General features: G+C 69.3%; 1 protein-coding gene. It reads right to left on the bottom strand.

Annotated features, from left to right (window positions below; genetic code table 11):
* On the bottom strand, positions 1-3,791 hold a 3,791-nt coding region (locus ACQ4OD_RS26220; RefSeq protein ID WP_430945209.1), incomplete at both ends, for an amino acid adenylation domain-containing protein.

The raw sequence follows: 3,791 nt of genomic DNA, 5'->3' as shown, positions 1-3,791 counted from the left end.
TAGCCGCGGGCGACCTGCGCGCCACCGATGTACAGCTCGCCGGTCACGCCGACCGGCACCGGCTGGCGCTGCGCATCCAGCACATAGACGCGGGTATTGGCGGTCGGCTTGCCGATATGCAGCGCGCCGCCCGGCTGAAGTTGACCGGACGTCGCGACCACCGTGGTCTCGGTCGGGCCGTAGTTGTTGACCAGCACGAAGCCCGGATCGCGGTCGAACTGGCGCAGGCGGTCGCCGCCCACCAGCAAGGTGCGCAGGGTCGGGTGCTGGCGTTCGCGGCGCAGCGCCTGCTCGGCCACCGGCGTCGGCAGGAAACTGACCTGCAGCGGTTGCTGCAGCCACCAGTCGAGCAGTTCGTCGACATGTTCGCCGCCAATATGCGCCGGCGGCAGGTGCAGCACCGCCCCGGCGCACAGCGCCGGCCAGGCCTCCCAGGCCATGGCGTCGAAGCCGAAGCCGGCGACGCTGGAGGTGTGGCTGCCGGCGCCCAGGTCGAAGGCCTGGCAATGCCAGTGGACCAGGTTGGCAAGGGTGCGGTGCTCGACCATCACCCCCTTGGGCTGGCCGGTGGAACCGGAGGTGTAGATCACATAGGCCAGCTGATGCTCGTCCAGGCCCTGGACAACCGGATTGTCATCGGCCTGGTCCAGCCAGTCATCGCCATCCAGCGCCACCTTGGCCACCGCGCCCACCAGCGACTCAGTGCTCGATTCGACCAGCACCAGCGTCGGCGCACTGTCACTGAGCAGATAGCCAATACGCTCCGCCGGATAGCCCGGATCGACCGGCACATAGGCCGCGCCGGCCTTGAGCACGGCCAGCATCGCCACCAGCCGCTGCGGACCGCGCGGCAGGCACAGCGCCACGCGGTCGCCCAGTGCCACGCCACGCTTGATCAGGTAATGGGCCAGGCGATTGGCGCGCTGGTTCAGCTCGCCATGGCTCAGGCTCACCTCGCCCTGCACCACGGCCAGCGCCTCGGGCGCCTGGGCCTCGACCAGCGCATGCACGGTGTGCCCTTGCGGATAATTGACGGCAGTGGCGTTGAAGCCCTCCACCACCTGGAGCATAGCCTCGTCATCCAGCATCGGCAGATGATCGAGTCCCTGGCCCGGCGCCCGCTCCAGCGCCTGCAACAGTTGGCCTAGCGTATTGACCATCCACGTGCCGACCTGCGCCGCAGGCAATCCCTCGGCGGCCAGCACGCTCAGCGAGAAACCCTCGCCCAGGTCATCGACGCTCAGGGTCAACGGGTAGTTGCTGCGCTCCTCGCCGCCCAGCAGGCGCACACCCTGCCAGATACCTTCACCGTCCCGGGCCGCCTCGGCGCTGTGCCGGTAGTTGAGCAAGGCACTGAACAACGGCGCCGAAGCCGCCACGCCGCTGCAACGCTGGGCCAGCGCCAAGGGCGCATGCTCGTGACCGAGCAGGGCCGACAAGCGCTGATGAGTGACGCGCACGGCCTGCTCCACCGGCAGCGCGGTGTCCACCCGCAGTGGCAGGGTGTTGATGAACATGCCCAGGGCGCGGTCGGCGCCCTCGCCGGCTTGCAGGCGGCCCATCAATACGGTGCCGAACACCACATCGCGACGCCCTGCCAGCACGCCCACTACCCGCGCCCAGGCCAGGTGCACCAGGCTCGCGGCGCTGACGCCACGCTGCCGGGCCTGCTCGCGCAGGCCTTGGGCCAGGGCGTCAGGCAGCATCAGGGCGGCATGCTCGACCCGTCCGCCATCGCCCTGCACATCGGCCAGGCCAAAGGGCAGGGTCGGTTCTTCGACATCCCCCAACTGGGCGCGGAAGAACGCCTCATGGCTGGCCTGATCGTCGCCCAGGCAGACCTGGGCGACATAATTGCGATACGGCACCGCGGCAGGCAGCGTGGCGCCACGCCCGTCCAGCAGCACCTGCATCTCCTCGCCGACCACGGCCATCGCGGCGTGGTCGAGGGTCAGGTGGTGGAACTGCAACAGCGCCACCCACTCGCCCTGGCGCGGATCCTCGGCATAGACCAGCCGCAGCAAGGGTGCCCGGGTCAGGTCCAGACGCTGCTGGCGGGCATCGAAACGCGCCAGCAACTGCTCGATCACTGACTCCTCACCCAGGCCAGTGACTTCGCTGAGCGCCAGGTTGGCCTGGCGCCAGACCACCTGCACCGGCTCCGCCAGGCCTTCCCAGACCACCGAAGTGCGCAGGATGTCGTGGCGGTCGATGACCTGTTGCAACGCCGCAGCCCAGCTACGCAGGCGCTCGAGGCTGTCAAAGGCCAGACGCGACTGCAGCAGGTACGGATCGCCCTGCTCGGCGCTCAGGTGGTGATAAAGGATGCCCGCCTGCAACGGTGCCAGCGGGTAGATCTCCTGCACGTTGGCGGCGCCGCCCGGCACGCTGGCGACGATGCGGTCGATGCTGGCTTGGTCCAGTTCGATCAGGCTGAGCATCTCTGGGGTGATCCGGGTCGCATCGTGGGGGACACGGTTCTCGGGCACGGCCACCTCTCGTCCAGCGCCCACCGCCGCCGCCAGCGCGGCCAGGGTCGGCTGGGCGAACAGCACGCGCACGTCGGCAGCCAGGCCGGCCTTGCGCATGCGCTCGACCAGGCTCACCGCCAGCAGCGAGTGGCCGCCCAGCTCGAAGAAGTGATCGTGGCGACCGACCTGCTCGACCTTGAGCACCTCGGCCCAGATCGCGGCCAGTGCCGTCTCCACCTCGCCCTGCGGCGCCTCGAAGGCGCGGCTGACCACGGCCTCGCTGCCCGGCTGCGGCAAGGCGCGGCGGTCGAGCTTGCCGTTGGCGGTCAGGGGCAACGCGTCCAGACGTACATAAGCCGACGGCAGCATGTAGTCCGGCAGCACGCCTTGCAGGCGCTCGTGCAGTTCGCCGATGGCCGGGGCCTCGCCGGTGAAGTACGCCACCAGGCGTTTGTCCCCCGGCGCGTCCTCGCGCACGATCACCGCCGCGTCGCGCACGCCCGGGCATTCGCCCAGGCACGCCTCGATTTCACCCAGTTCGATGCGGAAACCGCGCAGCTTGATCTGCTGGTCGGCGCGGCCCAGGTAACGCAGGGTGCCGTCGGCCTGCCAACTGACCAGGTCGCCACTACGGTACATCGTGCCGCTATTGAACGGATCCGGCAGGAAGCGCTCGGCCGTCAGCTCCGGCTGGCCCAGGTAACCCAGGGCCACGCCGTCACCGGCGATATACAGCTCGCCCACCGCCCCCACCGGCAGCAGTTGCTGGCGGGCATCGAGCACGTAGCAGCGGCTGTTGCCGATCGGTTTGCCGATCGGGATGCTGCCCTCGCCCACCGCGGTGATCTCGTGGGTGGTGCTGAAGGTGGTGGCCTCGGTCGGGCCGTAGCCATTGAGCAGGTGTTGCGGCGCGCCGTCACGCAGTACCCGGGCGATCACCGCCGGGTCCAGCACGTCGCCACCGACCATCAGGTAGCGCAGGCCACGGAACGCCGGCAGCAGGTCGTCGGCGAACTGGTGGAACAGCCCGGCAGTCAGCCACAGCACCGTGACGCCCTGCTCCAGCAGCGTTTCGCACAGGCCCTGGCGCGACAGCACCTGGTCCTGGTCGATCACCACCACCGCGCCACCGTTGAGCAGCGGCGCCCAGACTTCCAGCGTGCTGGCGTCGAACGCTGGGTTGGAGGCAAAGGCCACGCGGTCCTGGTGGTTGAAGTCGGCAAAACCGTTGTTGATCACCAGGCGCACGATGGCCCGGTGCGGCACCTGCACGCCCTTCGGCGTGCCGGTGGAGCCGGAGGTGTACATGATGTACGCCGC

The organism is Pseudomonas sp. WC1 (assembly GCF_050586565.1).
Taxonomy (GTDB): Bacteria; Pseudomonadota; Gammaproteobacteria; order Pseudomonadales; family Pseudomonadaceae; genus Aquipseudomonas.
The sequence above is the reverse complement of the archived record's forward strand: the minus strand, read 5'-3'. Positions and strand labels throughout refer to the sequence as shown.